The organism is Sorangium sp. So ce394, assembly GCF_051474665.1.
Lineage (GTDB): Bacteria > Myxococcota_A > Polyangia > Polyangiales > Polyangiaceae > Sorangium > Sorangium cellulosum_D.
In genome coordinates, this window is record NZ_CP150339.1 from 8,260,793 (window position 1) to 8,284,872 (window position 24,080).

Genomic DNA, 24,080 nt, shown 5'->3' on the forward strand with positions numbered 1-24,080 from the left:
TGGCCGCGTCGCGCCCCGCCCAGGTGAACCCTTGAGCCGCATGTTCCTCGCTTCCTTCCACGAGCCGCTGGAGCTGCGCTCCACGCTCGGCATGACCGACCCCGGCGACGGCATCGCCGTGACCGATCCCGACGCGATCGAACGGCACGTGCGGCTCCTGCTCGACGATCCGTCGAACCGCCACCGGCTGCTGCGCGCGCTCGAGGACGACGCGCTGGAGCTCGCCTTCCCGCCCGACGATCACCAGCTCTGCCTGCTGGTCACTCGGCGCCTCTCGCTGGGCACGATGGTGCTCGTCCGGCGGCGCGAGCTCTCGCGCGAGATCGCGCGCTTCGACTCGCTCCCGGCGCAGAACGGCGAGAGCCAGGCGGCGAAGGAGGAGAAGCCGCCCGAGCCGAAGCCGAAGGAGGCCGAGGCCAAGATCCGCGACTGGAAGATCGAGTGCAAGCACCACGCGGCCGGCTCCCGACCGTTCTTCGAGCGCGGCACGCTCATCCAGGTCGTCCCCGACAAGGGCAAGACCAAGGACACGGTCACCGTCCACTGGCGCGACGACTACCTCGGCAGCATGCCCCCCTCGCTCGCGCTCACCACGCCCGGGCACCCGGAGGCCAAGGCGAGCCAGTCCGGCGCGAGCGCGGGGTACACGGCGTACAAGGCCGAGGTCGCGTACCTCGGCGACCTGAACGAGCTGCGCTTCCCCTTCCCCCCCTTCTGGCGGGCGCTGAACGAGAAGACGTCGTACACGTTCGGGGCGGGCCCGCGGCCGGTCAGCGTCGAGGTCTACAATCCGCGGCAGTTCAAGCTGGAGCTCAAGTTCCCTCCGCTGGAGAGCTTCAAGGCGGGTTACAAGTACACCGCGTCGTCGCAGTCCATCGAGGGAGACTCGCTGTCGAAGCTCTCGATGACCAAGAAGAAGACGGTCAAGGAGAAGCTCGAGGTCAGCGCGGAGGGCTGGAAGCCGTCGACCTTGAAGATCGCCTCGAGCAAGTCGTCGCACACCGCGACCACGACCGGCGGGAAGACGACAGAGGAGCGCAAGCCCGAGTCCGAGACGAGCACGAAGCTCGCCGACTCCATCGTGCTGAGCCGCGACGGCGGGGCGCTGTCGATCGACGCCGCGAAGATCGTGGGGAGCCTGCTCGAGTTCATCAAGGAGGGGCTCGGGCTCATCAAGACGATCAAGAGCTACGCGCCGCAGGTCGGCTGGTATGTCGATCTCGAGATCCAGGTGATGCAGGGCGGGCTCGCGGCGGAGTGGCGCTGGCAGGAGTGGGAGGATCACCGCGTCTTCCGCTATATCGACGTCAAGGCCGCGCTCGACGTCTTCAGCATCACGTTCGAGATCGGCGTGGGCGTCAGCGCCTACAGCTTCAAGCTCCAGGTCTTCGGCCAGGTCTCGGGCTCGCTCGGGGTCGAGGTGAGCGGCACCCGGTACAAGCCCGACGGCGCGCCGGGGGCCGCGCTGCAGGGCAAGGGCAGCATCGGCGGCGCCCTCGGCGCGCGGGCGGAGGCGGGCTATTTCTTCAAGTTCAACGCGAAGATGGAGACCGCGCTCGAGGTCGATCTGACGCTCGGCATCAACCAGCCGAACCGCTCGCAGATCGTCAGCATCGACGGAGGGCTCGTGTGGACGGGCATCGAGTGCACCGCGACGGGCTCGGTCGGGATGTGGGGCATCGGCGGCACCAAGAAGTGGAAGGGCACGCTGGTCCCGAAGAGCGAGCGGCTCCACGTCGAGTGGCCCAGCCCGAAGGAGTACAAGCCGCCGTTCATGAGCCGCGACGCGATCAAGGCGGTGCTGGCCAAGGTGCTCTCGAACAGCTGGGATATCCGGGTCTTCACGCCGTCCGGGAGCGCGTTCGTCGCGGACAAGGCGTGGACGGTCGACGAGGTCGCCGGCGCGCTCGCGGCGCGCATCGAGCGCGACCACGCGTTCCACCGCACGCCCGAGATGGTCGACGCGCTCGCGAACGCCGTCCGGCAGGATCTCGACGCGCTCGGCGACCGCTGGGGGCGCGACTGGATCGAGGCGGATCGGTTCAAGGCGTACCTCGACGGCACGATCGACGGCCGCAGCCTCCAGAAGCACCTGAACGACGGCGCGAGCCCGCTCCGGAAGCTCACCGGCTGAGCCCGCCGGGACGCGGGGGGGCGGGCGCGACGCGGTAGAGGGCCGTTCGAACGATAAGTTACTCTAACTAACGATGAGCTTTCCCATCTACCACCTCGAGACGAAGGCGGAGCGATGCCGGGTGCGCGTGCGGCTGAACGACGTGCCCGTCGTGGAGCTCACGGCCGAGGGCGAGCAGCCCGAGTGGTTCGCGCCGCCGATCAACCTGGTCCTCGTCGCGGGCGCGAACCGGCTCGACGTGGAGGTCGCTCCGCTGCCGCGCGACGACGGCTCCCCCGGAGACTTCCGGGGCGTGGAGCTCGAGGGCGCGGTGCGCGTCTACGGCAAGGGCGACGCGGTGGCGCCGGGTGAGGGGCCGGTGGTGCTAGAGCTCGCGGTGATGAGGGAGCTCGCTGCGCGGATGGAGGCCGCGGACGAGCGCGGCGAGGAGCTGCCGGTTCCGCAGGCGTTTCGCTTCGCGTTCGACGCCGCGGGGCCGGACTTCACGGCCGAGCTGACCACGGGCGAGCCGCTGCCCGGCGAGGAGGCGCTGCGCGACTATGCGATCCGGCTGCGCGACCTCGCGCGCGCGGGCGACGTGGACGGGCTCGTGGCCGAGATGGAGCCGAAGGTGCAGGCGTACGCGGCGGCTTACGACGACGACGCGGGTGCCATCCGGGCGAGCCTGCGCGGCGTCCTGCAGGCCGAGTATGCGCCGCGGGGGTTCGTGACGGACTTCGAGCGCGAGGACGTGGAGCTCGCGCCATGCGCGGGGGGGAAGCTCTGCGAGCTGCGGCGGCCCGGAGGAGAGCCGCTGCTACAGACGCCGCCGGACGCGGACGAGAGCACGATGCAGATACCGATCGTGGTCGGCAGCCGCGGCGGGGCGCTGCGGGTGGTGCGGTGAGGAGAGCGGCGGCGAGCGCGCGTTGAGGCGAGCGGCGGCTGCCGCGCGCTGAGGCTATTGCGCCGTTCCGGCCGATCGGAGATCCTGCCGTCTCATGGGGCATCCTGCGGTCGACAACCAGACGCCGTGGGCCATGGAGCCCCTCTTCCTCGCCGACGAGGAGGGCCGCCCGCTGCTCGTCGTGCTGGTCCAGGCGACGTTCACGCTGCACGCCGTGCGCGGCCTCGAGCGCGCCGAGCAGCAGCCGCCGCCGGGCCTCGCCGGCGAGCTCTGGGGCGCGGACGCGGCCACGTCGAGCTACCGGATCGAGCCGGCGTTCGCCTTCTTCAAGCCCGCCACGGATGTGGTCCTGGTCGGCCACGCGCAGGCGCCGCGCCATGCCGTCCCGGAGCTCCAGGTGGTGTTCCGCGTCGGCCCGGTCGGGAAGACGGTGCGGGTCTTCGGGGATCGGACGTGGGTTCGGAGCGGTGCAGCGATGGTCCCGTCGCGACCGCGGCCGTTCGACCGGATCCCGCTCAGCTACGAGCACGCCTTCGGCGGCTGGGACCGGAGCCACCCCGATCCCGCGAAGCACGCGTTTGAGCCGAGGAATCCCGTCGGGATAGGGTTCCGCGCGCCGGACGCGGCCGTGGAGGAGGGGCTCCGCCTGCCGAACATCGAGGACCCGGGCGAGCCGCTGCAGCGCTACGGCCAGGCGGTCGCGCCGGCGGGGGTGGGGTTCGTCTCGCCGGACTGGCAGCCTCGGGCCGCGCTGGCCGGGACCTACGACGCCGCGTGGTCGAAGGAGCGGATGCCGCTCCTGCCCAGGGACTTCGATCGGCGGTTCTTCAACGCGGCCTCGAAGGGGCTCGTCGCGCCAGGCTACCTGAGGGGCGATGAGCCGGTGCTGGTGGAGAACGCGTCGCCGTTCGGGAGGCTCTCATTCCGGCTGCCAGGGCTCGCCGCGCCCAGGTGCCGGGTGGGGCTCGCACGGCGGGACGATGCGCAGGTAGAGCTGCGGCTGGATACGGTGATCGTGGACACGGATGTCGATCGCGTGGTGCTGCAGTATCGCGGGCACGTCGCGCTGCGGGACGGGCCGCACGACGTGCGCGCGATCGCGATCGAGGAAGATCTGAGCCCGGCGCGCAGGCACGCGCTCACGAGCGCCATCGTGAAAGAGCTCGGCAGAAACAGAGTGCCTTGACGATCCCCGCAGTAGGGAGCCACGACGCCCAGCGCAGAACGTCGAAGTGCGACGCTTCCTCACCGAAGGACTTGCGACCTACGGGACCATCGCGCGCGCAACGGTCAGCGGAAGGTCTCGGCAACGCACCGGCGGCGACTGGAGCAGTTGCTTGACGCGAGCCCGCAGGACTTCGGCTGGGCACGGTCGACGTGGACGCGCGCACTGCTGGCAATCCACATCGAACTGCCCCCAGCACAAATCCAAGCGTGCGCTGCTATCGCACTGGACTCTTACCTCACATCACATCACTGGGTGTCAGGCGGTCGTGGCCTCGGCACCAGTAGGCTGCGTGACGGCGCCTATCGTCTCTCGGGTCGCTCAGCGCGCACACTGCCAAGTGCCGCTCGCCTACGCCTCCGACTTGCTGCGAGCAGCAGCCCAACCAGTACCCCGACTTCGCCGCGCCCGCTGGCCGCAGCGGCTCCTGTAGCGCAGCCGTTGCCATGCACCCGCCGAGCATCCTGCAGCGCAGGGCTCGTACCAGGGGCGCCGCCAGCGTCCGGACCGCTGCCTCCGCTGTCCGCCCCGCCTCCGCTGACGCCGCTGCTGACGTTTGCGAAGTTGCCTCCCTCGCCCGCGGAGGCGCCGCTGTCGCCGATACCTGTGCCGGAACCACCATCCTCGCCTGCGGACTCGCCGACGCCGAGGGACGGCTCCAGAACGCAGCCGCCGGCAAGGCACACCCCGCGCTCGCCGCCTTCGACGCAGGGGGTACCTTCCAGCTTCTGGACTGGTACGCAGGCACCAGTGCCAGGAGCGCAAAGCCCACGGATGCACGCCGCCACATCGGGACAGATGATGGGGTCGCCACTCATGCACAAGCCTCGATGGCAGGTATCGCCATGGCTGCAGAGGTCGCCGTCGTCGCAGGACGCGCCGTCCGGCTTGGGCGGGCTGGCGCAATCGCAGGCATCACCGCGACCGTCATGGTTTGCATCGGTCTGGGCGGGGTTCGGAAGCATCGGGCAGTTGTCGTTCGAATCGGACACACCGTCGCCATCCGTATCGAGGGAGCAGACGCCGCTGATGCATTGAGCGTTCAGGCATTCCTTAGTCGCAGCGCAGGCCGAGCCGATGGGCCTCTTCGGCGAGCAACTGCCGGCGGCGCAGTATGCCTCGGCGACGCACGCAGCATCGTTAGCGCACGTCGTAGGACAGGTCGCCTCCGCACAAAGGAAGAGGCCGCAGCTCTGGGAGCCGCCATCCGCGCAGGTGCCTCGGCCATCACACTGGTCGGGTAGCTCCCGCAGGGCACCGCTACAGGCGGCAACGCCACAGGGAACACCTGCCGGTTTGGGACGATAGGAGCACTGACCGGCACCAGGCTCGCAGACGCCAGGTTCGTGACAGGCATCGGGCGGAGCGCAAGCCATAGGAGTCGAGCCGATGCAGGTGCCCGCCCGACAAGAGTCCGTCTCGGTGCACCCGTCGCCATCGTCGCACGCAGAACCGGTGAGGGGCGAGCAGGTGCCGTCAACGGTGGATCCGGCTGTCAGCGAGCACGCTTCGCACTGGTCGGTGCAGGCAGAGCTGCAGCAAACGCCGTCCACGCAGAAGCCGCTGACACATTCGAGCGCGGTGGAGCAGGGATCACCTACTTCGAGCTTCAGCGCGAAGAGATAGGCCGAGCCCGAGTACGGACCCAACTCGTCATCCTGGAGGGCCCCAATCAAGGCGGCATCGTGCGACAAGGCAACTGCATAACCGAATAAATCGGTTGCGGTCCCCTCGGACGCGAGCAACTTCGTCTGCCGAGACCATGTGCTACCGGCGCGTACGAACACATAGGCCGAGCCAGCATTTGGGCTCACATCGTCATCCCCGTAGGCCCCGATCAGCGCGGTATCGTTTGAAACGGCAACTGCGAAGCCAAAACGATCGTCAGATGCGCCGTCGGAAGCGAGCAGCTTAGTCTGCTCAGACCATGTCGCACCGGTGCGCACGAAGACATAAGCCGAGCCCGACTCCGAGCCCTGGTCGTCATCAAGCGGAGCGCCTATCAGAGCTGTATCGCCAGAGATGGCAACGGACTTACCAAATTGATCGCCCACCTCGCCATCGCTCGGCAGCAACTCGACTTGTTCCGACCAAGTAGAGCCGGTGCGCACGAAGGCATAGACCGAACCCGAATTTTCTCCCACCTCATCATTAACTGGGGCCCCTATCAGCGCGGTATCACCCGATAGGGCAACGGCGGCGCCGAAATAATCACCCGGAGCGCCATCCGAGGCAAGCAGCTTGGCCTGCTCGGACCATGTGCTACCAGTACGCATCAGCACATAGACCGATCCAGAGTATGAACCCTGGTCGTCGTCAAACATAGCACCGATCAGCGCAGTGTTGTCCGAGATGGCAACCGAAGTACCGAAACGCTCGCCGAGCACGCTATCGGAGGCGAGCAGCTTGGCCTGCTCAGACCATGTGGTGCCGGTGCGGACGAAGACATAGGCCGAGCCCGACTCCGAGCCTGGGTTGTCATCAAGCGGAGCCCCGATCAACGCGGTGTTGCCCGAGATCGCGACTGAAGTACCAAACTGATCGCCCGCCGCGCCGTCGCTTGGCAGCAACTCGGCTTCTTCAGACCATGTAGAACCAGTGCGGACGAATACATGTACCGAACCAGAGTTCAAACTCGAGCCGTCGCCAGCCCGAGATCCGACCAGCGCAGTGTCGCCCGAAATGGTGACCGCATAACCAGAGTCATCACCTGCCGCGCCATCGCTCGCTAATAGCTTCGTCTCCTGCACCCAGACCAGCGGGTCCACCGTCACTGGATAAACCGCACGCTCCGTGTCCGTCCGGATGAACACGGATCTATCGTGCACCTCCAGCCGCGCAGGCAACTCCTGCCCTGTTGCATCGTGCACGAACAGCTCACCGTAGCGTGCGACGCGCGCCCCACCCGGCTCGCGCAGCGCCACCGCGCCGCCTACGTTGGTAGGCGGCAGCGGTACCGCGCCTGCCACCGACAGTTCAATCAACACCTCATCAGACCGCCCTCCACCGCCGCAGTCCGGCGCCGCGGACAAAGTAAACCCCTGCTCCAGCCCGAGCGGACCGTTGACGTACCACTCGACCAATGCCGCTCCGGTGGCCCCGCCGCGACGGTACTCCACCCGATTCTTCTCGCCCGTGGGTGCGGCCGAGCCGACCGGGTGCAGCGCGCCCGCACACCCGTAGCGCGTTGTCGCCAGGGAGAAGCTCCAGCCCTCGTGCTCCAGCCGCACCTCTTTCGCCGTGAGCTCCACATCGAGCCGTTGCTTCGGATTGCGCGTCCGCAGCTTTCCCGCCGTCACTGGCTTCGCGTGGTACGCAGCTGGAGCCCCGGCCTGTACCGCTGCGAGGTACGCGGCGCGTAGCCCCGGTGGCGCGCCGCCGCGCTGCACGAGCGAGCTCGGCCGTTTCGGCCATACGTCTGGCGAGGATTCGGCCCCATAAGATCCCCGCCATTCGCCTTCGGAGTCGACCTCTAGGCTGGCGCAACCCGGGCCTGCCACAGGCATGAAACCAAGCAGCAGCCAGACTGCGCCCCGCACTCCCACGCCGATCGCTTCCATGGTGACGCGGCGCACTATCTCAACAAACGCCCGCGGACGCAACGAGCGCGTCACGCTGCGCGACGATCTCCCCTGGTGACGCAAGGAGCAGTTTCCGCGCTCCCGTCAACGCTGCGCCTCGATGCCATGCCGGCCTGTTCTGGGCTGACTCTACGCCGCCAGTTCGATCTTCTTTCGCAGCAGCTCAGCGTCCGGCCGGAGTCCCTCCTCCCTCAGAAGCCAGAGCGACCGGCCGTGGAAGTCTCGGAGCGTCCTCCGGGTCGCGTCGCTGTCCCCACGAACAAGCCCGTCACCGCGAACCTCGACCCGGTAGTTCTCGGTGACGAGCAGGATCTCCTGGTCGTACGCTCGATGGTGGGTCGCGCACATAGGGCGGCCGTTCCGGATCGTCGGTGCGCCCTCCGGGAGCCGGTCCGGGACGATGTGCGCGGCGTCGAGCAGGGGACGCTCCCGCAGCTCACAGACGCAGCACCGCTCCCGATACGCGGCGAGCGTCTGTGGGCGAAAGTGGACCAGATGGAGCCGAGCCTTCACGATCGTCTCGGTATAGGCCTTGATCAACCTGCGGATGGCTCCGATCCTGCGGCGCTCGCGCGACTTCGGCCACGAGCAGCGGACGACAGGACGGGGGCGCTTGCGACGCGCTCCCATCGCTCGCAACAGCTGACCGATGCAACCCCTGGCCGGGGTTTGCAGAATGCCGGCACCGGCGAACAGCGGCTCGCGCGCTGCCCCCATGCAGCCCCCAATGCCTGACGAGGCACAGGGGGTCCGCGCTGCCGCGGGTCAACTCCGTAGACGCCAGCGCGAAACGCGAGCCATCCAACCCATGGCGACGGCCGTGCGGCAACATCGAAGCTGCTCAGCTCCCGACGACCTGCCAGGTTTCGGGCGACGCCGTGGGCGCGCTCCGCGCACGCGCCGCGGACGGAACCATCAGATAGTCGCTCGACGTGTTCATGCCGGCGCTCTCCGCTAGGGTCACTAGGGCAAGCCCTTCCACGGAGAGCCTGCCCTCCGTCGCCAGTTCCTCGTCGGTGATGGATTCGGTCCTGGCTAGCCGCAGGTAGCGGGCCTCGACCTGCTCGAGAAAGCGCCGGAGCGCCTCGTCGAACAGCGAGCCATCTCGTCGCAGAAGCGCCCGGCACAGATCGAGCCGAGGATCGTCGGCGCCCTCCAGGACGACCTCATAGCGCTCGAGCAGGCCTGTCCCCTCCTCGTGTGCCCGCCCCAGCAGCCAGGACCTAATGAAGGTGACATAGAGAAAGTCCTCCTCATACTCAGCGTCGCTCCGGCTGGTCTGAATGCGCCGAGCGATGTCTCTCGCTCCGTCCAGATCGAGCGCCGCAACCGCATCGAAGAGCGGCCTGCATCGGCTCGGCACCTGCTCAGATTCGCGCCCAATTTGGACGTAGTGTGCGAACGAGCGGCCACTCTTGTACAAGTAGAGCTGAAACGCTGAAGCATCCATGTACAGAAACAGTGCGCCGATCGCGATGATGCGATACTGCTGGCTGAACCGGAGCGCCTGCTTGAAGGTCAGACGATGGGCCATCGCTGCCGGGAGCATCTGCTCACAGTCGTGATGGGCGTTACTCATGTAGGCCCGAAGGAACTTCGATGCCATGACAGACTCTACCTCCCCGCTCCAACGAGCACCGCACCGACATAACCCCAGCCGGAGCTGGCGAGGATGAGCGACTGCCCGCGCGAAGCGTACCCACGCTCCAAGGAGCGGGCTGCGATTACCAGCCCCAGCACAGCGCTCGCCGCGCCGACGTGTCCGAGCGATCCGCACGGAAGCACGAGCTTCATGTTCGGCCCGAGCACATCGGCGCACCTCACCTGGGCATAGCCCCACTCCGCAGCGCGCCACGGCACGCCATCAAGATCGATGATGACATCGCCCTCGAAGCGAGCAGGTGCGCCCCCGCCCGAGGTGACCTTCAAGATGGCGCGAGATAGGCCTGCCCCGGTGCTCGTTTTGTCAGCGAGCGCGTGGGCCTCCTCGCGGTCGGTGGCGGCCGCTCGCACGACCGCAGTGACCCGCGCGCCCCGTCGCTGCGCGGACGAGCGCGACTCGAGCATCACACACGCCGCAGCCTCGCCGGGCACGAGCCCGACAGGATTACGCGGCGACTTCAGCCACCCCCGCTCCAGCAGCCACTCTAGAGTGATGCTGTCAAGGCAGGAGTCTGCCGCGACGAGGATGACGCGCTCAACCTGCCGCTGCGTGATGCGCTGAACAGCGAGATAGATCGCATCTGCCGCACCAGCCGGGCCGATGTCGACGAGCGCCGAAGCCTGCTCAGATAGGGGGAGACCCAATGCGCGAATGAGCTGAGCCAGGACAGATGCCTTCAGCTCATCGACGTCTTCCTCAGCGTCCTCGAAGCGGTCTTCTTCCAGAGGCGGCCCGACGAAGATGAGCCCCGTGCGTTCCCAGAACCGCGCATCAGCCCTCGCGAGGAGCCCCGACTCGTTTTGCAGGCTGCGCACGGCTCCATGTGCGAGACGGATGAGCCTTCCAAGCTCAGCGAAACCGTCGGTGTAGCCCCTGATCGGATGACCGGTGAGCGGAACCAACGCCTGCTGCTCCTCGTCGAGCACACTGAACCAGTGGATCTCTCGCGGCAAGCACAGCCCAGCTCGTATCGACGCACAGGTCGTCGCGGCGCTCTGGCCGACACATGAAAGCGCACCGTAGCCCGTAATCACCAGGTCCATCGCTCTCCCAGGGCTTCCACCAGCAGCGCTCCGCAGGCGCTCAGCCGATAACGTCCAGGCCCTCGAGCAGCACGTTCGTGAAGCCGCTCGTCCTCAGGGCTTGAGCTAGGTCGTCACGTACGATGTACTCAGTAACTTCCTTGTCAGCACGGAACAATGCAGGCAAGAAGTGAATCTTGTTCCGATCAAGAACAAACTTGTCGACCTTGACGACGCTGCCCTGTTTACCGTACTTAACCCCACTGGCCGCCTCGTCGAGGCAGTCGAACGCTCCGATCGGGTTGACGATACAGTAGTCTCTCGAGTGCACCCGCTTACGATGATCGTACAGCGTGAACGCGAGGTACTCGATCTCGAGCCCTTGACAGTGCTGCTCGATGACGCCCCTCATCGCCGATGAAACGATGAGGTAGCTCTCCGTGTTGCCGAGCAGCGACGAGAGCTTGATGCCCGGGTTCTCCTCCCTGAGGTAGATCTTGGCATTATCCGGATAGTGCGGGGTGGCGCGAACGCCGCGAGCCATGCAGTAGCTCTTCATACCCATGCCCCGGGGTGCATCCTCGATCAGGACCAGGTCCTCGTTCGCCAAGTCCCCGGTGGTCGACAGCAGGTGAAAGCTCATGACGTCTACCTCCTCGGCCCGCGCTCGGCGCTCACTTGAACCTCTGCCTGCTCATGTCGTCGAGGCTGGAGACCCCCTCCTTGCCCGCCTTGACCACCCGCTCGAACAGCGTCTTTGATAGCGACACGAGCTGGTCCTTCATATCCGAGTACTTCGTCAGCTCACAATTATCGATGTTCTGCTGGTTGGCGCTGATTATCTTCTTGACCTTCGTCTTGACATGCTTGCTGTAGGTCCGGTGGCTGTACGAGCCGAATGCGCGGTGGCGTGGCAGCTCGAGCTGCTTCGCGATCGCGGCGTCGAGCGGGAGTAATACCATGTTATGCTTGTGGTTGATATTGTACCCCTCATCGAGCAACCCGGCACGTACTGCCCACAAGACCGCATCGATAGTGCCAAACGCGTCGTTGATACAGCCGTTCAGCACGCCGTTCGGCACCAGGTGATGCGCTTCATGATAATACGGGACATTAGCGCTATCCTTGTGGTTGCTCTTTCCTCGCGGCCCCGGCTCGCCGACATCCCATTCATGCTGACGGGGCGCTCTGCGCTCCCGCCACCGAAATCCATCCGTCCCATAGCGGACGGCCAGGGACATCTTCTTCATGCCCTTGTACTTCGGCCAGTTGTAGAGGTCGCTCGTCGCCTCGGCTTGCTTGAACCCTTGCCACATGTGGCTGCAGGAGACCTCTGTCCTCCCGACATGCCGGTTCAAGCACTGGCCTCCCTCGGTCGCCCCCGAGACCGACACGTGATTGAGCTTGTGTTCGATATCCGCCGTGTGCTGCTTCTGCGACATGCTCGACCTCCGTCCGCTCTCCGTGGGCTCAGGGCTCAGCCGAGCGACTCAGAGCAGCAGGCGCACTCTCTGGTCACATCGGCCCCGGGTGGCAGGATCACCACTACCGGCCCCTGCATCAGCGGGAACGGCGGCGTATTCTTGTCGTTATGAAGCATCATGTCGAGAGCCCGCGCCACGCCCTTTCCCTCGAACTTCACGTCGAAGGAGTAATTCACGAACTCCGCCTTCCCCTTCGTCTTGTTGGACACCACCCCGCCGCCTGCGGTCCCCGCCTCGTCGCCCGTGCTGGTGCTGAAGTTGGAGTCGGCCACGCAGACGGGGTTGCCGTCGCACTTCACCTTCTTCGTACCCTTGGCCGTGTGACTGGCGAGGGCGATGTTGGGGTAGGGAATGGGGATCGGCCCGCCTGGGCTCGGCGTCTTGCAGACGTCGGGGAAGCTCGAAGTAACCCCACCGCTGCCCTTGTGGACCACCGACATCGAGTTCACTCCAACTGTCACGCTCATTGAAGCCTCCGTCTCACGAGATTCGCCTCTTGTTCGGCTGCCGACGCGGCGTTGCCGCTGAGCAGCGTTGGCATCGATCAGTAGCTCCCCCGTCCCCTGACCTGCTCCCGCACGGGCCCCCTCACCTCCACCACCCCCCGCCGCGCCCCCCGCAACGCCAGCTCCACCGCCGCCGCCGCCCTCGCCGGCTGGCTCCCTCGCTTCAGCACCTCCTCGAGCCACGCCACCTCCATCGGCCTCCCCAGGAGGTACCGCGTCCCCCGCTTCAGCTCCTTCCCCCGGCTCCCCCACCACGCCGCGATCTTCTCCCGATCCGGCCACGGCAAGCTCTCGTCCGGATCCATCGCGACGTCCTCGTCCTCCGGATCGTCGCTCGGCCCGCTCTGGAACCCCGCCGGCCTCTCCCCCCGCAGCTTCGCCTCCTCGAGCCCCACGCCGGTGATCATCGTGAACGCCCCGCCTGCCATCCGCGCGAGCTCCGGCGTCCCCATGCACTCGAGGATCCACGGCATCAGCGCCGGATCCCCGAGCGCCGCCGCCCCCGCGAGCGCCGCGCGCGCCCCCCGCGGCGCCCCGGCGATCGCGCGCAGCCACGTCGACGCCAGCGCCGGCTCCATCCGCCGCATCGCCATCGCGCACGCGCGCTCCGCGAACCGCCCGCCGCCGTCCGCGACGGCCCCGAGCGCCCGCAGCGCCGCCGTATCGCCGAGCACCGCCCCAGACCACGCCGCCGCGAAGCGGCACGCCTCGTCCTCGCTGCCCAGCGCGCCCCGCACCTCGTCCAGCAGATCCGCCCGACCGAGCTCGCCCACGGCGCGCAGCGCCCTGGCCCTGAGGCGCAGATCGCTCGACCCCACCGCGTACCCCAGCGCCGCCCCGGGATCCTGCCGCTGCACCGCGCACGCCGCGATCCCGATCGCGTACAGCTCCGGCCCGACCCGGTGCGACAAAAGCCCGGGAAGGATCGCCCGCACCTTCGAGAACGACACCCAGCCCAGCCCCGACACAAGCGCCCGCGCGAGCGCCGGTACGGCCCCGCCCACGTCGAGCACCTCGGCGATGCCCTTCAGATCCCGCCGCTCGACCGCGAGCACCATCGGCGCAAACACGCTCCCCGGCTCCTCCTCGTCGACGGCCGCCCTGCAGATCTCCCACCCCGCGTCGCCGGCGAGCCGGAGGCCGTCGACGTGCGCCTCCAGGCGCTCGTCGAGCTCACCCAGGCTCTCGAGATCATACAGCGGGTCCAGCACCGCCGCGTCCCGGTACGACCACAGGAACGCCGCCTCGGAGGCGTGCTGCTCGAAGACTTCGGCTTCTATCGTCGAGATCAATTGATCTGCACCGAGCCGCCCTGGATCCGGTTCACCCCGGAGGACCGCGTGAGCAAATACGCGCCGCGAATCAGGATCTTGCCAGCCCGCGTCAGCGTGATGCTGGCCTTGCCGCACTGGAGCACGATCTCCTTCTCCGCGGTGAGCACCAGCCGCTCGCCGTCCGCCGTCGCCGTCGCGCCGTCGCGCCTCGCCGCGCCCGCGCCGTCCCCCGCCGCGTGCATCCGCCCCATCACCACCGGCCTGTCGCGCCGCCCCCCCTCGAACAGCAGCGCGACCTCCCGCCCCTCGTCCTCCGGCCCGAGCGCCGTCATCGACCGCGCGAGGACGCCCCCACCCGCGCCGCCTCCCAGGACCGCCGCCTCGACGAGCGGATCGCCGTTCGGCCCGAACCCCACGATCCGCCCCACCACGACCCCGTCGATCGGCCCGGCCTTCGCGGCCTCCGCCGCGACGCGCTCCTCGTGCGCCGCGACCACGAGCTCGAGCAGCCCCTCCGCGCCCTCTATCGCGTCCGCCTCGCCCGCCGCCTCGTCCACCCCCGCCTCGCCAGAGGCCGCCGCCTCGGCGCCCTCCTCCTCGATCAGGATCACCTCGCCGCCCTGCTCCGCCGCCGGCGCCCGCCCATCGTCCCTCATCGCCCTGCTCCTCCGCTCCCGCTCGCCTCGAAGCGCCCGCGATCCCCTGCCCGCCTCAGTTCACCCCGACGTTGCTCCCCTTGATCTTCACGTTCCCCGAGGCCTCGACGTTCACCGCCCCCTCGCTCTTCACGTCGAGCTTCTTCCCCTCCACCCGGACCGGGCCCTCGCCCTTCACCGTGATCTTCTTCCCCTGCACGGTGACGTTGCCGTTCTTCTCGATCGTGATCGTGGCGTCCCCGCACTGGATCGCGAGCTTCTCGCCGATGATCATCGTCTTCTTCTCCTTCACCTCCTCCTTCGCGCTCTTCCCGATGGTCACCGTCATGTCCTTGCCCACCGTCAAGGTGTAGCCCTCGTCCACGCTCGTCGACTTGCCCTTGGCGACGCTCTCCGAGCTCGAGCCCCCCACGGACTCGCTCTTGTTCTCGCCGATCGACGCGCTCTGGCTCTTGCCCACGTCGATCGACTGGCTCCCCGAGACCGACTCCGTGTGATCCCCGCCGACGCTCACGGCCCTGTCGCCCCCGACCGAGAGGGTCTCGTCCTCGCCGATCGTCTCCGTGTGGGTCTTCGCGACGTCGATGCTCTTGTGGCCGCCGATCTCCTCGCTCTGATCGTTCCCCACCACCTTGCTCCGGTCGTGGGCGACCTCGAGCATCTCGTCGTTCCCGATCCACTGCTTCTTGTCGTGCTCGATCGCGATGTTCCAGTCCTTCTGGCCGTGCAGGAAGATCTCCTCCGAGCCCTTCTTGTCCTCGAACCGGAGCTCGTTGAACCCGCCGCCCCCGGTCGAGCTGTTCGACTTGATGGTGCTCTTCGTCTTCTCCGCTGGGAGCGCGTACGGCGGCACGTTGGTGCCGTGATAGACGCTCCCCACCACGAGCGGCCGGTCCGGATCGCCCTCGAGGAAATCGACCACCACCTCGTGGCCAATCCGCGGCAGAAACACCGCGCCCCACGCGGCGCCGGCCCAGATCTGGCTCACGCGGATCCAGCACGAGCTCTGGGCGTCCTTCTTGCCCTCCCGGTCCCAGTGGAACTGGACCTTGATGCGGCCATGCTCGTCCGTATAGACCTCCTCGCCAGGAGGACCGACCACGATCGCCGTCTGGATCCCCTTGATCGTCGGCCACGGCGTCACCGACGGCGGACGGTAAGGGACGTCGGAAGGGATGACCTGAAACCGGTTCCCGTACGCCGGGACGTCGCTGTCGGTGACGGCGTCCACCGCCGGCTCGTGGCCGTAATGGTGCACGGAGACGAGCAGATACTCGCGGTTGAAGGCGTCGCGGCCGTGCTCCGCGAGCGTGAAGGTCTGGCCCGGGACGAAGCGCGGGCAGACGCTCTCGCCGCTGCCCGTCCTGCGCGAGGTCTGGAGCTGTTCGAGCCGGATCTTGGCGAGGCTCGAGCCCGCGCCGGGCGCGTCGTAGTCGCCCGGATAATCGTAGACCTCGAGGTCGTCGTCCGCGTCCGCCTGGGCGTTGCTCTCGAGCGACAGGCCGGGCTTCTTGAAGTTGTAGTCGCGCAGCGTCACCTTCCCCGACCGCACCCGCTCGACGTACCGGAAACGAGAGACGTGCTCGCCCTGGAACAGCGCGCCGAGCTGCGGCCGGAACACGACCGCGCTCTCTCCCGCGATCGGCCCGTGCGCAGAGGGGCCGTCGGCGAACACGAGCACGTGGCCGCCCTCGTCGTGCTCGAAGTAGTAACAGATGCCCTCCTCCTCGAGCAGCCGCGACACGAAGGCGAAGTCGCTCTCCCGGTACTGCACGCAATACTCCCGCGCGCGGTAAACCCCGCTCAGCAAGAAGCGGTAGCCATCGCCCGGGATCCCGGCCGCGCGCAGCACCTTCTCGATGATCTCCGGGGCGGTGAGCGCCTGGAAGATCCGGCTGTTCCGGCGGTGCTTGAGGCGCGCGACGTCGGGCACGATCGTGGCGTGATAGGCCGTGAGCCGCTTCCCCTCCTCGCCCTGCTCGAAGCTCGCGACCACGCCATGGACGAACCGGGGCTGCTCGCCGATCTGGAAGGTGAGCAGCGCCGCCTTGCCCACGACGTCCGTGAACGCGATGTCCTTCTCCGGCGAGGCGACGAGGACATCGAAGTGAAAGAGCTCGGAGATGCCCTCGCGCCCCTCGAACCGCGTCACACGGAGCTCGTGCTCCAGTCCGTCGACCTGAAACAAGTGCATGGACTCTCCCTTGAGCAGACGTGCGCCGAGCGGATGCGCGGACGGACCGCGGGCAGCATTCAGCCGGATGCCATCCTACGTGCGACGCCCGCTCGACCGCAATGGACGACGGCCCTCGACGCCGGCGAGATGCCGGAAAGATCCCGGGCGCGCCGGTCGAGCCGCGCGCCGGGACGGCGCCGCCGCGCCATTTCCGGTCCCGCTAGATGGACGCCAGATCGGCGTCGGCCATCGCCGCGAGGAACTGCGCGCCGAGCCCCTCCGGCCGGCCGCGCGCATCGCCCAGGCCGCGCGCATCGCCCAGGCCGCGCGCATCGCCCAGGCCGCGCGCATCGCCCAGGCCGGGCGGCTGCACGGGGGGCGGCGCCGCCTGGGCGTGCGCAACGGGAGGCGCCGGCGCGAGCAGCGCGGGCGAGGCCGGAAACGCGCTCGAGGGGGCGGGACGGCGCGCGGGCGCGGCAGCGGCCGGCGCTCGCCCGGCGTCGAACGGCGTCGCCGCGAAGGCGATGGCCTTCGCCGCCTCCTCGGCGCTGAGCGCGCTCGTCTCTCCGAGCAGCTCGAGGGCGCCGTGGCGCACGGGCGAGGACGCCGCTGCGCGCGGGGCAGCGGCCGGCTGCGACGCCGCCGGCGCAGCGGGGCGAGGCGCAGCCGCGCGCGCAGGCTCGGAGGGCGCGCGGCGCGCGCCGAACGGCGTCGCAGCGGAGGCGGCCGCCCTGGCCACCTCCTCGAGGCTGAGCTGGCTCGTCCCCCCGAGCACGGCGGTCTCGCCGGGCGGCGCGGTCTCGCCACGAGGCGTCGCCTCACCACGAGGCGCGCTCTCCCCGCGCGGAGCAGCCCCCGCGACCGGGGCCGTCTCCGCCGGCGCATCGCTCTCGCGCGCGCGCGGCGCAGGCACCTCGGTGCTATGCGCGGCAGCGGCACCGGGCGCAGCCGGCGGCGCGGCGCTCGAGCGCGCCGCGCGGGCCGGAGCGCGCCACGGGTCGAACGGCGTCACCGGCGCCGCGACCACCCTGGCCGCCTCCTCGAGGCTCAGGTGGCTCGTGCCCTCCAGCGCGCCGCCCCTGTCGCCTCGCTGCGACGCCGCCGCCGGCGGCGCGGCGCCCGCGGCGGACGCGCCGCCGGCGCCGAACGGATCGGCCCACGCCACCGGCTGCCCTGGGAGCTCCACGCCCGCGAGCACGCGCAGCGACGCGAGCTCCGCGGCCTCCACGGGCAGATGGCCGCGCCACACGACGGAGCAGCAGCGCCGATCCACGTCGACGTGCACGGTGTCGGCGCGGAGCGGGATCGGCTCTCCAGCCCGCGGCGCGGCGCCCTGCCTCCGGTAGAGCCGCGCGGCGCCGCGGGCCTCGGGCAGCTGCGTCCGGAGCTTCGGCCGCTGCGCGATCATGCCGCCGAGCACGATCCACTCGTCGCCGCGCAGCGCGCCGAGGCGCTGATCGGCCGGCGCCGCCTGGAAGTAGCTCGCGTCGAGCCCCTCGGGGATGTCGAGCCAGAGGCCCGCGAGGCGGCGCGCGTCGACGCCGCCGAGCAGCCGGCTGCGCGGCGGCGACGCGCGGGAGAGCGGCCCCATGCCTTCGATGCGAACGTGGGAGCGACCCGCGCCGACGCGCGCCGAGCCGTCGAGCTGCGCTTGCTTGTCGATGCGGACCTGGCCGCCCTGCACCACCGTGAGCCGGACCATGACCGCCGGCGACGAGAACGCCGGCGGCAGCTCCGCGTGGCCGGTCACAACGACGTCGCACTGCGCGCGGTACGGCGCGAGGTCGCCCGCGGCGCGAAGCCCGCGGCCCGACGGATCCGGCTGCTCGTCCGGCGCGATCGGCTCCGGCTTCGCGAGGGACATGCGCCCCTCGGGGACGAGCGCGAACGTCGCCTTCACGACGACGGTGACATGGAGCTGGCCGCGCAGGAGCCAGGCGACCGTCGCCGCCTCGGCAGGACCGAGGGGGGTGATCGCGACGTGCTGCGTGGAGGGGCTCATCGACGCTCGACGCAGCATGCCTCACGATCCCCCCGGGCATCCAGTGACGAGTCGCGCCCCGGCCCGGGTCGTTCACGAGGCGATCGACGGCTGCTCGGGCCGCCAGCCGACCCCGACCCAGGCTCAAGCGTATTCATAGGTTTTCCTCATGCGGAGGGTTCAGTACTCTCCGGGCGACCTTGGGTCGTTGCTGGCGAGTCCCGAGGCTCGCCGAGGTTCTTGACGTGGTCGGGTCCAGCCTGACCAGCGAGGTGTTCTTCATGAAGAGCTTGTCCGCGATCGGTGCCCCTCCTGGAAGCGAATGGAGGCGCGGGGACGCGCTGGTGGGTCGTGAGAGCGAGCCGAGTCAGGCCCGGTCGTCCGGGGTCTCTGGCAAGCTCGTGTCCGTCGATGGAGGCCCACGGCTGGCGGGGCGCTCCCATCGGCGCGTTGCGCGCGCCGCCTTCGTTCTGCTGGCGCTCCTCGCGAGCGCGTGCTCCAGCGAGGACGCACCCCCGGGTACGAGCGGCGATCAAGGCCCCGGCTCGGGCACCGGCGGCGCCGGCGGCGATGGCGGCACCGGCCCCGGCTCGGGCACCGGTGGCGACGGCGGCGACGGCGGCGACGGCGGCGACGGCGGCACCGGCGGCACCGGTGGCGACGGCGGTACCGGCGGCGACGGCGGCGCCGACCCGGATACCTCGATGCCCCCGAGCAAGAACCCGCAGTTCAGCTGGTTCGAGTACGAGGGCAAGGACCCGGTGTATCAGGAGTTCACCGCGGGGGAAGGCGAGTACTCGAACCCGATCCTGACAGGGTTCTACCCTGATCCCAGCCTCTGCCGGGTCGGGGAGGACTACTACCTCGTCAACTCGTCGTTCTCCTACTTCCCCGGCGTCCCCATCTTCCACAGCCGCGATCTCGTCCACTGGACGCAGCTCGGGCACGTGCTCGACCGCCCCTCGCAGCTCGACCTCGAAAGCCAGGCGATCTCCGAGGGCATCTTCGCGCCGTCGATCCGGTACCACGACGGCGTGTTCTACATGGTCACCACGCTCGTCGGCGGCGGCGGCAACTTCTTCGTGACCGCCACCGATCCGGCGGGGCCGTGGTCGGACCCCACCTGGCTCAACAGCGTCGACGGGATCGACCCCTCCTTCTTCTTCGACGACGACGGCAAGGCCTACGTCATCAACAACGGCCCGCCGGCTGGCGCGTCGCTCTACGACGGCCACCGAGCGCTCTGGATCCAGGAGTTCGATGTGGCGACGCAGAAGATGGTCGGCCCGCGCTCGGTGATCGTCGACGGCGGCGTCGACATCTCGAAGAAGCCGATCTGGATCGAGGGCCCCCACATCTTCAAGGTGGATGGAACCTACTACCTGATCGCCGCCGAGGGCGGCACAGGCGATCAGCACTCCGAGGTGGTGTTCCGCAGCGCGTCGGCGACCGGCCCGTACGAGCCCTACACGGGCAATCCGATCCTCACGCAACGCCACCTCGATCGCAACCGGCCTTTCCCGGTGACCTCGACCGGCCACGCCGACTTCGTTCAGCTGCCGAACGGCGACTGGTGGTCCGTCTTTCTGGGCACCCGGCCCTACGAGGGCGATCTCTACAACACGGGCCGCGAGACGTTCCTGATGCCCGTCCGGTGGGTCGACGGCTGGCCCGTCATCACGGCAGGCACGGAGACGGTGCCCTACGTGCACGACGTCCCAGCCCTGCCGCCGCAGCCGGCGCCGGCCACCCCGACGAGCGGCAACTTCACGTACCGGGATGAGTTCGACGGCGACGAGCTCGCCCCGGCCTGGAACTTCATCCGCACGCCCGTCGAGCAATGGCACGATCTCACCGCGTCGCCCGGGTGGCTGACCTTGAAGGCGCGCGCGGCCCACCTCGGGCGGCGCGAGCAACCGTCGTTCGTCGGCCGGCGGCAGCAGCACGGCTGGGCCTCCGCCTCCACGGCCATGAAGTACCTGCCAGAAGCGCCCGGGGACGCGGCGGGGCTCGTCGCGTTCCAGAACGACGACTTCTATTACTTCCTCGGCGTCACGCTGGCGGACGGCAAGCCGGTCATCCAGCTGGAGAAGAAGGCCGGGAGCACCGCGAACGGCGAACCCCAGGTGATCGCCTCGGCACCGCTCGATCTCTCCGCAGGCGCGCCCATCCACCTCAAGATCGAGGCGCAGGGCGCCGCCTACAGCTTCTCCTACGCGCGTGAGCCCGGCGCGTGGGTCAGCCTCCTGGAAGAGGTCGACGGGAAGATCCTGAGCACGCAGCAGGCCGGCGGCTTCGTCGGGACCTACATCGGCCTCTACGCCTACACGGAGCAGCCGTGAGGAGAGCGGATGTGCTCCCTGGCGCGCCTGCCTGAAGGGGTCGCGCGGCGCCGGCGGCCTCCGAGGGAGCCGCCGCCGGCCTCGACGGCATCGCGGTCGACCGGCCCGGACGCTCCTCCGGGCCTGTGCTAGACCGCCGCCCCGCATGCGCATCGCGCTCGTCTATCCGCCGACCTGCGACCCCACCGCGCCGTACCTCGCAGTGCCGATGCTGACCGGCTTCCTCCGCGCGAACGGCGTGGAGGTGCTGCCCGTCGACGCGAACGTCGAGGCGTTCGACGCCCTCCTCGCCCAGGACCGCATGGCGGGGCTCCTCGACCGGCTCGAGGCGCGCCTCGGCGAGCTCGACCGGCGCGCGGCGCTCCCGCACGCCGAGCAGCTCGAGTACCTGGCCCTCGCCCGCGCGCGCGGCGACGCGCACGCCGTCCCGGGCGCGGTCGAGGGCGCCAAGGCCGCGCTCCGCTCCGCCGATACTTTCTACGACCCGGACGCCTACGCCCGCGCGGTCGCGACGATCGAGGCGGCGCTCGGCGTCGTGTCCGCCACCCACCACCCGCTCAAGCTCGACTTCACGGCATACCGGACGCCGTTCGGCCTGATGTCGATGGACGAGATCGCCCGGTCGAGCCGCCCGGAGCACGATCCGTTCGACGCCTGGGTGCAGCAGGTCCTCGTGCCCCGGCTCCGCGACGCGCGCGCCGACATCGTGGGTCTCTCCGTGTGCTTCCCCGGCCAGCTCCAGCCCGCGTACGCGTTCGCGCGCAAGATCAAGGAGGCGCTGCCGGGCGTGCACGTCACGTGCGGCGGCCCCGGCGTCACGCAGCTGCTCCTCCGGCTCTCGGGCGAGCGGCTCGCGCGCGCCCTCGGGCCGTTCGACTCGGCGTGCCTCTTCGAGGGCGAGCACACCCTGCTCGCGCTCGCGCGCGCCCTCGACGAGGGCCGGCCGCTGCGCGACGTGCCGAACGTCGTGGCGCGCGACCGGCTGATGGGCGCGCGCTGGATGCCCGGCCACGGCATGGAGGACCTCAAGGCGCTCCCGGCGCCCGACTTCGACGGGCTCCCGGTCGGGGCGTACCTTGCGCCGACGCTGGTGCTCCCGTACGACCCGACGCGGGGCTGCTACTGGGGCAAGTGCACGTTCTGCCATTACGGGCTCGCGGAGGTCGGCACCGCGGCGTACCGCGAGCGCGCCGTCGAGACGATCGTGGCGCACCTCGGGGCGCTCGCCGCGCGGCACGGCACCCGCCACTTCTACCTGTCGCAGGACTCGGTCGCGCCGAAGACGCTCGTGAAGATGGCGCAGGCGATCCTCGACGCCGGGCTCGACGTGCGGTGGGCGACCGACCTCAAGCCGGAGAAGTACCTCACGCGGGAGCGCGCGGACGTGCTGCGCCGCGCGGGCGCCGTCGCGTGCGCGCTCGGCGTCGAGTCCGCGTCGCCGCGGGTCCTCGGCCTCATCGACAAGGGCGCGCCGGTCGAGGTCGTCTCCGACGTCATCGATCACCTCGCGTCCGCGGGCGTGGCCGCCGAGGCGATGTGCTTCACGGACTTCCCCACCGAGACGCACGCCGAGGCGGTCGAGACGCTCGATTTCCTGCGCGAGCGGCGGGAGGCGCTCGCGGTGTACATCGTCGGCGAGTTCGGGCTGACGCACGGCTCGCTGGTCGCGCAGGCGCCGGAGCGCTTCGGCATCGACGAGGTGTTCGAGCTGGAGGGCGACGAGCTCGGGCTCGGCCTGTTCTTCGTCCCGCGGGAGCCGTGGAAGACCGACGCCGAGCGCGCCGACGTCGACGAGCGGCTCGCCGACCTGTCGCGCGGCTGGACGCTGCGCAGCTATCCGTGGGCCGGCGCGGTGTCGACGGCGCACACGATCCTCCAGTACGACCGCTTCGGTCCGGGCGTCTTCCGGGAGCGCGCGGCGCGGCGCGCCGAGGGCGGCGTGCCCGGCGCGACGGCCATCGAGCGGGGGCTGCGCTTCGATCCGCGCGCGGCCGAGCAGGCGGAGGCGCGCGAGGCTTCGATCTGGGCGACGCTCGTCCACGAGGAGCGGCGCGTGGGGCGCGACGCGTACGAGCGGCTGGCGCGCTCGCTGCCGCCGCTCCGGCCGAAGCCGGTGCGCGTCAGGTTCGTCGCGGGCGCCGCGCCGGCCGTGACGTCGGGGCGGCGGCCGTCGCACGCGGCCAGCGCGGCGCGCTGAGGGAGCTTCGTCGTGACGCCGGGCCTGTCCGCGTCCCGGACAGTGCTCGTCGAGATCGTCGACGCGTGGGTGAACGTAGCGCATCCACGCGCAGCAGAATCCGAAGTCGTTGGGCACATATCATGGCCGTAACACACGGGCACGGCAATCCAAGCTGGACGCGGGACGAGGTGATCCTCGCACTAGAAATCCATGAGGCCAAAGTTAAGATCTTTGGGAAGGCGAGCCTAGCGACCGAATGAGGTCGACGAGGAGGGGTTCGCTTTCATCGTGTTCGTTGGCGGCTCATTCGGAGCGTTGGGCGCGCCAGCAGTGAGGAGCCACACGAGGATAAACGGTTCGCCCGACATCGCCGCCGAGGAAGGCGACTTCACCAGCTCTGAATCCTCACGCTCCGGCGTGGTCAACGCTCCCGGCGGGCCGTGGCCCGCGTCAGCGTCCGCGCGCTTGATCCAGTCGCGCATCGCCGTCTCGGTCAGGTCGAGGTCCTTCGCTACCTGGCCAATGCTCCGGTCGCCCGCCTTGGCCAACCGTACCGCCTCCGCCTTGAACTCGGGCGTGAACGCCCTCCTCTTTCTCCGTCCCATCCCTGCCCCCTGGGTGCCTCCGGGGGTGTCCACGGAAGCGGGGAAGAACCAGACGGCGCCGGCGATGTCCAACGTCCAGCACAGAGGGCGTATTGGATGGGGACGCTTGAGCTTCAGATCGGTGACCGCATGGCGGTCGCACGCGCCGGTCAAGCGGCGGCGCGCCGTCTGCCCTCATTAGGACACCACCCCTGCAGGTCGCTGCCGCCTGGTCTCGCCCACCCCCTTGCCGACCTGCAGGTCGCTGCCGCCCGGTCTCGCCCACCCCCCTGCCGACCTGCAGGTCGCTGCCGCCTGGTCTCGCCCACCCCCCTGCCGACCTGCAGGTCGCTGCCGCCTGGTCTCGCCCACCCCGCTGCCGACCTG

The 24,080-nt window shown here is 69.5% G+C and carries 16 protein-coding genes and 1 pseudogene; 5 read left to right on the forward strand and 12 right to left on the reverse strand.

Annotation, left to right across the window (positions count from 1 at the left end; translation table 11 throughout):
* The first annotated feature begins 31 nt into the window (after positions 1 to 31).
* The 3 genes from WMF33_RS30325 (at position 32) to WMF33_RS30335 (ending at position 4,206) form a co-directional block, all read left to right on the forward strand.
* Positions 32 to 2,134, forward strand: a complete 2,103-nt coding sequence (locus tag WMF33_RS30325; RefSeq protein ID WP_437331893.1) for a hypothetical protein — start codon at positions 32 to 34, stop codon at positions 2,132 to 2,134.
* Positions 2,135 to 2,207: 73 nt separating this feature from the next.
* On the forward strand, positions 2,208 to 3,020 hold the full coding sequence (locus WMF33_RS30330; RefSeq protein ID WP_437331894.1) for a hypothetical protein: 813 nt from the start codon (positions 2,208 to 2,210) through the stop codon (positions 3,018 to 3,020).
* 94 nt (positions 3,021 to 3,114) lie between these two features.
* Positions 3,115 to 4,206, forward strand: a complete 1,092-nt coding sequence (locus WMF33_RS30335; protein ID WP_437331895.1) for a DUF2169 family type VI secretion system accessory protein — start codon at positions 3,115 to 3,117, stop codon at positions 4,204 to 4,206.
* A gap of 341 nt (positions 4,207 to 4,547) precedes the next feature.
* Here WMF33_RS30335 and WMF33_RS30340 read toward each other — a convergent pair whose 3' ends face one another.
* The 11 genes from WMF33_RS30340 to WMF33_RS30390 all read right to left on the reverse strand — a co-directional run bounded on the left by WMF33_RS30340 (position 4,548) and on the right by WMF33_RS30390 (position 18,609).
* Positions 4,548 to 7,544 (reverse strand): thrombospondin type 3 repeat-containing protein, encoded by a 2,997-nt coding sequence (locus WMF33_RS30340; protein WP_437331896.1) that lies wholly within the window; start codon positions 7,542 to 7,544, stop codon positions 4,548 to 4,550.
* Between the two features lie 411 nt (positions 7,545 to 7,955).
* Positions 7,956 to 8,366 carry an HNH endonuclease gene (locus WMF33_RS30345; RefSeq protein ID WP_437331897.1) on the reverse strand — a complete coding sequence of 137 codons (411 nt, stop codon included), beginning with the start codon at positions 8,364 to 8,366 and terminating at the stop codon, positions 7,956 to 7,958.
* A 301-nt stretch (positions 8,367 to 8,667) separates the two neighbouring features.
* The gene (locus WMF33_RS30350) at positions 8,668 to 9,432 is read right to left on the reverse strand and encodes an Imm49 family immunity protein (protein ID WP_437331898.1); all 765 of its coding nucleotides are present in this window, start codon (positions 9,430 to 9,432) and stop codon (positions 8,668 to 8,670) included.
* An 8-nt stretch (positions 9,433 to 9,440) separates the two neighbouring features.
* A complete protein-coding gene (locus tag WMF33_RS30355) occupies positions 9,441 to 10,532 on the reverse strand; it encodes a hypothetical protein (RefSeq protein WP_437331899.1) in 1,092 nt (363 codons plus the stop codon).
* 40 nt (positions 10,533 to 10,572) lie between these two features.
* On the reverse strand, positions 10,573 to 11,154 hold the full coding sequence (locus WMF33_RS30360; RefSeq protein WP_437331900.1) for an imm11 family protein: 582 nt from the start codon (positions 11,152 to 11,154) through the stop codon (positions 10,573 to 10,575).
* Between the two features lie 31 nt (positions 11,155 to 11,185).
* Complete coding sequence (locus tag WMF33_RS30365; protein ID WP_437331901.1) at positions 11,186 to 11,953, reverse strand: AHH domain-containing protein; 768 nt, start codon at positions 11,951 to 11,953, stop codon at positions 11,186 to 11,188.
* A gap of 35 nt (positions 11,954 to 11,988) precedes the next feature.
* Positions 11,989 to 12,462, reverse strand: coding sequence for a DUF4150 domain-containing protein (locus WMF33_RS30370; protein WP_437331902.1), 474 nt, complete (start codon positions 12,460 to 12,462; stop codon positions 11,989 to 11,991).
* 77 nt (positions 12,463 to 12,539) lie between these two features.
* Positions 12,540 to 13,793 carry a TIGR02270 family protein gene (locus WMF33_RS30375; RefSeq protein ID WP_437331903.1) on the reverse strand — a complete coding sequence of 418 codons (1,254 nt, stop codon included), beginning with the start codon at positions 13,791 to 13,793 and terminating at the stop codon, positions 12,540 to 12,542.
* Positions 13,790 to 14,272, reverse strand: coding sequence for a DUF6484 domain-containing protein (locus WMF33_RS30380; protein ID WP_437339538.1), 483 nt, complete (start codon positions 14,270 to 14,272; stop codon positions 13,790 to 13,792). Before WMF33_RS30380 ends, WMF33_RS30375 begins: the two co-directional genes overlap by 4 nt.
* A 214-nt stretch (positions 14,273 to 14,486) precedes the next feature.
* On the reverse strand, positions 14,487 to 16,625 hold the full coding sequence (locus WMF33_RS30385) for a type VI secretion system Vgr family protein (RefSeq protein ID WP_437331904.1): 2,139 nt from the start codon (positions 16,623 to 16,625) through the stop codon (positions 14,487 to 14,489).
* A 202-nt stretch (positions 16,626 to 16,827) separates the two neighbouring features.
* On the reverse strand, positions 16,828 to 18,609 hold the full coding sequence (locus tag WMF33_RS30390; RefSeq protein ID WP_437331905.1) for a DUF2169 domain-containing protein: 1,782 nt from the start codon (positions 18,607 to 18,609) through the stop codon (positions 16,828 to 16,830).
* Positions 18,610 to 18,989: 380 nt separating this feature from the next.
* Between WMF33_RS30390 and WMF33_RS30395 the strand changes: the two genes are divergently transcribed.
* Together WMF33_RS30395 and WMF33_RS30400 are read left to right on the forward strand one after the other, a co-directional pair.
* On the forward strand, positions 18,990 to 20,930 hold the full coding sequence (locus tag WMF33_RS30395) for a glycoside hydrolase family 43 protein (RefSeq protein WP_437331906.1): 1,941 nt from the start codon (positions 18,990 to 18,992) through the stop codon (positions 20,928 to 20,930).
* Positions 20,931 to 21,075: 145 nt separating this feature from the next.
* Complete coding sequence (locus WMF33_RS30400) at positions 21,076 to 23,127, forward strand: B12-binding domain-containing radical SAM protein (RefSeq protein WP_437331907.1); 2,052 nt, start codon at positions 21,076 to 21,078, stop codon at positions 23,125 to 23,127.
* 383 nt (positions 23,128 to 23,510) lie between these two features.
* Here WMF33_RS30400 and WMF33_RS30405 read toward each other — a convergent pair.
* Positions 23,511 to 23,714 (reverse strand): annotated as a pseudogene (locus WMF33_RS30405) (transposase); the annotation flags it as partial.
* Positions 23,715 to 24,080: the final 366 nt, after the last annotated feature.

Bases quoted from the DNA above. Each gene is read 5' to 3' on its own strand.
- WMF33_RS30330 (WP_437331894.1), top strand. From the start codon at position 2,208: ATGAGCTTTCCCATCTACCACCTCGAGACGAAGGCGGAGCGATGCCGG.
- WMF33_RS30335 (WP_437331895.1), top strand. From the start codon at position 3,115: ATGGGGCATCCTGCGGTCGACAACCAGACGCCGTGGGCCATGGAGCCC.
- WMF33_RS30350 (WP_437331898.1), bottom strand. From the start codon at position 9,432: ATGGCATCGAAGTTCCTTCGGGCCTACATGAGTAACGCCCATCACGAC.
- WMF33_RS30355 (WP_437331899.1), bottom strand. From the start codon at position 10,532: ATGGACCTGGTGATTACGGGCTACGGTGCGCTTTCATGTGTCGGCCAG.
- WMF33_RS30360 (WP_437331900.1), bottom strand. From the start codon at position 11,154: ATGAGCTTTCACCTGCTGTCGACCACCGGGGACTTGGCGAACGAGGAC.
- WMF33_RS30365 (WP_437331901.1), bottom strand. From the start codon at position 11,953: ATGTCGCAGAAGCAGCACACGGCGGATATCGAACACAAGCTCAATCAC.
- WMF33_RS30370 (WP_437331902.1), bottom strand. From the start codon at position 12,462: ATGAGCGTGACAGTTGGAGTGAACTCGATGTCGGTGGTCCACAAGGGC.
- WMF33_RS30385 (WP_437331904.1), bottom strand. From the start codon at position 16,625: ATGCACTTGTTTCAGGTCGACGGACTGGAGCACGAGCTCCGTGTGACG.
- WMF33_RS30390 (WP_437331905.1), bottom strand. From the start codon at position 18,609: ATGAGCCCCTCCACGCAGCACGTCGCGATCACCCCCCTCGGTCCTGCC.
- WMF33_RS30400 (WP_437331907.1), top strand. From the start codon at position 21,076: ATGCGCATCGCGCTCGTCTATCCGCCGACCTGCGACCCCACCGCGCCG.